Origin of the sequence: Campylobacter ureolyticus, from assembly GCF_027277485.1 — a bacterium.
GTDB lineage: Bacteria > Campylobacterota > Campylobacteria > Campylobacterales > Campylobacteraceae > Campylobacter_B > Campylobacter_B ureolyticus_B.
On the sequence record NZ_JAPXGQ010000026.1, the window covers coordinates 1 to 5,319 of the forward strand.

Annotated in this window: 6 protein-coding genes; 5 read left to right on the plus strand and 1 reads right to left on the minus strand. The window is 30.5% G+C overall.

What is annotated here, in order from left to right; all coding sequences use genetic code 11:
* Nucleotides 1–721: 721 nt before the first annotated feature.
* Entirely contained in the window at nucleotides 722–1,363 is a 642-nt protein-coding gene (locus O6B72_RS09180; protein ID WP_101637156.1) for a helix-turn-helix domain-containing protein, read from the minus strand.
* A 139-nt stretch (nucleotides 1,364–1,502) separates the two neighbouring features.
* Here O6B72_RS09180 and O6B72_RS09185 point away from each other — a divergent pair, with 139 nt between their 5' ends.
* From O6B72_RS09185 to O6B72_RS09205, 5 genes are read left to right on the plus strand one after another with little or no spacing between them, the layout of a single operon-like run.
* A complete protein-coding gene (locus O6B72_RS09185; protein WP_101637157.1) occupies nucleotides 1,503–1,694 on the plus strand; it encodes a hypothetical protein in 192 nt (63 codons plus the stop codon).
* A gap of 1 nt (nucleotide 1,695) precedes the next feature.
* Nucleotides 1,696–3,795, plus strand: coding sequence for a hypothetical protein (locus tag O6B72_RS09190; protein WP_269492974.1), 2,100 nt, complete (start codon nucleotides 1,696–1,698; stop codon nucleotides 3,793–3,795).
* Nucleotides 3,796–3,819: 24 nt separating this feature from the next.
* Nucleotides 3,820–4,752: an AAA family ATPase gene (locus O6B72_RS09195; protein ID WP_269492976.1), complete on the plus strand. Its 933-nt coding sequence runs from the start codon at nucleotides 3,820–3,822 to the stop codon at nucleotides 4,750–4,752.
* A gap of 3 nt (nucleotides 4,753–4,755) precedes the next feature.
* Nucleotides 4,756–4,965, plus strand: a complete 210-nt coding sequence (locus O6B72_RS09200; RefSeq protein ID WP_269491127.1) for a hypothetical protein — start codon at nucleotides 4,756–4,758, stop codon at nucleotides 4,963–4,965.
* Between the two features lie 54 nt (nucleotides 4,966–5,019).
* Complete coding sequence (locus tag O6B72_RS09205) at nucleotides 5,020–5,208, plus strand: hypothetical protein (RefSeq protein WP_269490610.1); 189 nt, start codon at nucleotides 5,020–5,022, stop codon at nucleotides 5,206–5,208.
* Nucleotides 5,209–5,319 lie beyond the last annotated feature (111 nt).

Consider the following 5,319-nt stretch of genomic DNA (forward strand, 5'->3'; position numbering starts at 1 on the left):
TTTAATCGATAATGATGAAAAAGAGATGAAATTTATAGATTTTTCATCAATGGATACAAAAGCTTTTATAAGGTTTAATCAATTTGAGGGAGTGAGTTTTGGAAAAAGTCCTGCAATGTTTAGAATTGATAAATCTTATGTATAATGTAAAAAAGTGAGAATGAGCAAAAAGGGCTTTAAAAGTGTGATTATATGGTAATTTGGAGAGAAAAATAAAAAGGTAAAAAATGAGAATGAGAAATGCGAATTTAGGCAAAATTTGGGCATTTTTTGGGTAAAGTGGGTTTTGGTTCAAAATAACTTCAAAGTTCTTCAAATTCGCTTCAAAAACTTCAAAGATGCTTCAAAAAATCTCATTATATCGCTTTAAAAAGCCCATATAGTCGATTTTGAAGTTTTTGTATCATTACTTTATAAAACTTCAAAAATTTTTATAAATTTAGCTGTTGTTGGCTTAATATTTTATTAAGTTTTGTGTATGATAAGTGCTATTTTGAGTGTTTTATCATTTCTTAAAATGTCACTATTTACACCAAAATCACGCTATTTAGGGTATTATCCTTAATAAAAGTCGTTTAAAGTTAGTTATTTAATTGTAATATTTTAATATTTATTGATTAGCGAACATTAAGTGACGTATTAAGTGACAATTAGCGAACATATTAGCGAACAAAATATTTAAAATGTTCGCTAATGATATAAAATGATTTTATTTAATTTTTTATCTTTGTATAGATAAAATTTTTCTCCCAATTATTTTAAAGTAAATTTGACTATTTTTTGGGTCATATATTTGCGGATCGTATTTTTTATTATCACTTATTATTTTTATTGTGCCATCGAGATTAAATTGTAGTCTTTTTACTCTAACTCCATCACCAATTATACAAGCATAAATTCCATCTATATTATCGATACAATTTTCATCAATAGCTATATAGTCTCCGTCTTTGATGGTGGGCTCCATGCTATCACCTTCAACTTTTAAAAATTTTGTAGTTTTTTCGTTCTGTGGCGTTTTAAACACTTTTTTATCTATTAAAAACTTATCTATTATCTCTACATCATATGTTGTTATTCCAGAACCTGCACTGGCTTTAACATTTAAAACATCAAAATGATAGCTATCTTTTGATTTCGCATTATCATATGTCATTTTTCCCTTACCTGTCAACAACCACCAACCGTTTATGTGGGAAATTTCCTCAAACTTAGTTGCAATTTCCACTGGCACATTTTTTGTTCTACCACTTTCAATATCTGCAATCTTGCTTCTATCCACTTCTAGCTTGTCTGCTAGTGATTGTTGTGTGTTTATATTTAAATATTGCCTGGCTTTTTTTATTCTATCTTTTGCATCCATAATTTACCTTTTTTGTGTTAAATTCCCACTAATTTATTGACATTGTGGAAAAAACCCACTATAATACCACTTAGTTATTTTGAATGATTGTAATAATACTAAAAAGTAGTATAAAACAAAATAAAAATAAGGAAAAAATATGAATAATCTAATAGTTAGTAAAAAAATACGAAATGATTGGGGAACTTTAACACACTTTTGCAGAAAAAATAATATAAAAATTAATACCTTTAAACAAGTTTTATATGGCTATGCAAAAAGTAAAAAAATAACAAATTTATTGATTAAATATGGATACATAAAAAGTCAAAAAGATTTAGAAAGACTATAAAATGTATTTTTTAACAACTTCTACTGCTAGTAAAATTTTTGATGTTAGTAGTAGAGCTTTACAAATTTCAGCCAACCGCAAATCTAAAAAATACCCTTTTATAGAGCTTAATAACACCAAAAAGCGTGGTTATGGTGGCAAACGCCTACTTTTCAAGGTAGGTGCTTTAAAAATCAAAGAAGCCATTAGCAAAAACATCATTAGCACAGATATAAAAATATGGGATGAAAAGCTAAATTTAGTAAGTGTAGATGAAATTTTAAGCGTTGGTTATGATGATAATTTGGGTGATGATAGTTTAGGTGGTGGATTGGGTGGTGATTGTGATGTAATGCATGGTGATGATAGTGACGATAACATTCATTTAAATTTAGAGCCTTTAAGCCAAGATAAAAAGGCTTTAAATTTAGATGATATGGCAAAGGAGTCAAAAGATGAAAAAAATAACACTTTACCTACTCCAAGAGACGCTGTGGTTAGCAGGAATTATACTAATGATACCAGGGCTAGTTTTGATTGCTCTAAGCCTTGCAATAAACACAACAAAAAAATAAAAGAACTTGAAAAGATGAATAAGATAAAAGCTATAAATGAGATGAATGCCGTTCCTAATGGGCTTGGTAAAACTGCATGGGGTAAAGCCGTAGCACAAAAATACGGCGTGAGCTTAAAGACCCTTTATAGCTGGAAAAAAGATTTTGAAGATGAGCATGGCAGTTTTAATGAGATAAATAAAAGCATTGATTTCAAAGTTAAATTTAAAACAAGTAGCTTTGATATAAATGCCTTAGAGTGGGCTTTGGCTAGTTGGATAAATAACCCCTTAGCTTCAAAAACATTTATCTATGAAGCACTTAGGAAAGAGGCTTTAAAAAATAGCTGGAACATAGGAAGTTATAAAAGCTTTGCAAGGCAGATGGATAAACCAGAAGTTAAAGCTATGCTTTTAAAAGCCACACGTGGAGTTAGAGGTGTTAGAAATGAGATAGCTCCGTTTGTGCTAAGGGATTTAAATTTATATAAAAGTATGGAGATGATTTGTGGGGATCAAATAGTCTTTGACTTTGATACCATAAACGAACAAGGCGAGGTTGTAAATCCAAACGCTTATGTTTGGATAGATATGGGAAGTGGTGCGATAATTGGCATTGATGTAGTGCTTGGCAAATACAATAAATTAAGTGTTGGCAGATCTTTAAAAATGGCACTTGGATTTGGCGTGCCTGATGCGATTTACACCGACAATGGAAAGCCTGAGCTAAGTAATTATGTAAAAGAAGTAATTAGCCAGTTAAGTGGTATAAAGCTAAAAGATTTTAACGCACTTGATCCAAGGCTTACTCATAAAAAAGCCCGCCCTGCAAATTCACGTGCAAAGCCTATTGAAAATATCTTTAACCATGTTCAAAGATGGATGATGGAAAGCATCATCTACGAAAAAGGTGGCTCAAGCTATCACAAAGATAATAGAAAAAACAGCGAACTTTTAAAAAAATATATGAAAAATAACCCACTTGATTATAAAGAGTTTATAGGCTTTTTTGCAAGAGCTATTAAAAAATGGAATGAACACTTAAATAAAAACCGAAATATCGTGCCTATGGATAAGTTTATAAGCCAGTTAGAAGGGGTTAGCACATTTGATAAAACAACGCTTGATTATATATTTAGCGAAAGACGAGCTATAAAAGTTAGAAATTCAAGCATAAATTTAAGCATTAACAAAGCCAAATACTCATTTGTTAGCCCATTTTTAAGCAAATATAACGGAGAGGTTGTAGAAGTTAGACTAATTGATAGTGAGCTAAAAAGTGTAAGCGTAGTTGATATAGATAAACACAGTTTTATTTGCGAAGCTTACATAAATAAAGCAATTGATCCAAGAGATGAGAGATTAGTAAAAGCAAAAATTAGTGAAAACGAAAGTGTTGTAAAGGCTGTAAATGAAGCATTTAGCTATTACCAAGGCTTATACACAAAGACTATTAGGCTAAATACTTACACAAGCGTTGCTAATCAATCTAAGAAAAAAACTGAGAAAAATAAAAAATTAAGAAAGAAATTTGCAATGAGTAATGACAAATTGCTCGAAGCGATGTAAAAAATCTAAATGAAAGGATAAAAGATGAATTTAAATGAAAAATTTGAGCTTTTAAGCAAAGAAACAGGACTAACTCAAAAAGATGTTGCAAGAGCTATAGGAAAAGGTGAAAGTTTGGTAAATGGTATTTTAAGAGGCTCGTATGAGTCTAAAAGTAAAGAAAAATACGAAGCCTCAATAAATTATTACTTTGATGAGATGATAGCAAATTTAAACTTAAAACAAGGTAATGAAAGCATAAATTTAGATGATGAGAGCCTAAAAAATAGCGAAAATGAGCCTTGGCTAAGTTTAGCTCAATCAAAGATAAAAGAGAGGATTGAAGCGATGCTATCATCAAAAATAAGTTTTTTTGAGCTGATTTTTGGTGAAAGCGGTATGGGTAAAACTTATCTTTTAAAGCATATTTGTAGTAACAAAGATGATGCTTTATATATAAAAGCTAGAAAAAGCCTAAGTTGTAGTGCGTTTATGAGTTTAATCCTTAAACACTTAAATGTTAAACCCAAAGGAAATACCGATGATAAGCTTGACCTTGTCATTAAAAGCTTAGAAGAAAAAGAAATTAGGCTTTTAGTTATAGATGAAAGCGATCTTTTTGTAGGGGATAATAAAAACACATTTGAGCGTAAATTTGAGCTGTTAAGAGAGATATTTGAATACTTCAAAGATAAAAAAGTTGGCATTTGCGTAGTTTGTGTTGGGTTAAAAGAGTTAAAAACAGACATAGATAGTCTTGGTGGCTATATAAAAAGCCGTTTTACATATAGCCCTGAGATGACACTAAGCCATGACGAGCTTTTAAAAATAGGCAAATTAAACGGACTAAGTGATGAGATGTGTGAGTATTTAGTAGATGATAACAACGCTAGAACTTTTGAAAAAACTAGGGTTAATATAGACCTTGGATATGACGAAAAAACAGCTGCAAATTTAGTCTATACAGTAAGGGGGTAAAAAATGAGAAATTTAGGAGAAAAAATAGTGTTTATTTCAAGGATGAAAAAAAGAGGCTTTGTAATTAAATTTAGTAAAAATGGTGGTGTTGTTGGTAAAAAAAGTGGCTTTAAAACTGCCTTAAGAGGTGAAAAAGAGCTGATTAACAAGCCATTAAACAGCCAAAATTTAAAGTCAAATTTCATATTTGGCTTAGGAAGAGTTTGGAGTTAAAGGTTTATTGAAGCCCTTTTAAAGGGCTTTGATAAACCTTTTAAAGGAGTAAAAATGATAAAAATTGATGAAAATGAGATAACCGTAGTAGGCAATCTTAAAGATGTTGGAAATGATATCGCTGTGATTTTTGCACATTTAGCTAAAAATGGAGTAGATAAAAAGTCGCTAAAACAACTGCTTGTATTTTTAGATAAAGTTGTTGAAATAGCTAGCCCACAAGAGTCAAATTTAAAGGAGTAAATTATGATATTTGCAGATAGCAAAAAAAATGAATTAGAAATAAACGGAAACCTTGGTCAGCTTGTGGCTGAACTTGCAGGGATTGTAAAAGCAGTTGCTGAAACTTTCGAT

Bases quoted from the DNA above. Each gene is read 5' to 3' on its own strand.
- O6B72_RS09190 (WP_269492974.1), top strand. From the start codon at position 1,696: ATGTATTTTTTAACAACTTCTACTGCTAGTAAAATTTTTGATGTTAGT.
- O6B72_RS09185 (WP_101637157.1), top strand. From the start codon at position 1,503: ATGAATAATCTAATAGTTAGTAAAAAAATACGAAATGATTGGGGAACT.
- O6B72_RS09180 (WP_101637156.1), bottom strand. From the start codon at position 1,363: ATGGATGCAAAAGATAGAATAAAAAAAGCCAGGCAATATTTAAATATA.
- O6B72_RS09195 (WP_269492976.1), top strand. From the start codon at position 3,820: ATGAATTTAAATGAAAAATTTGAGCTTTTAAGCAAAGAAACAGGACTA.
- O6B72_RS09205 (WP_269490610.1), top strand. From the start codon at position 5,020: ATGATAAAAATTGATGAAAATGAGATAACCGTAGTAGGCAATCTTAAA.
- O6B72_RS09200 (WP_269491127.1), top strand. From the start codon at position 4,756: ATGAGAAATTTAGGAGAAAAAATAGTGTTTATTTCAAGGATGAAAAAA.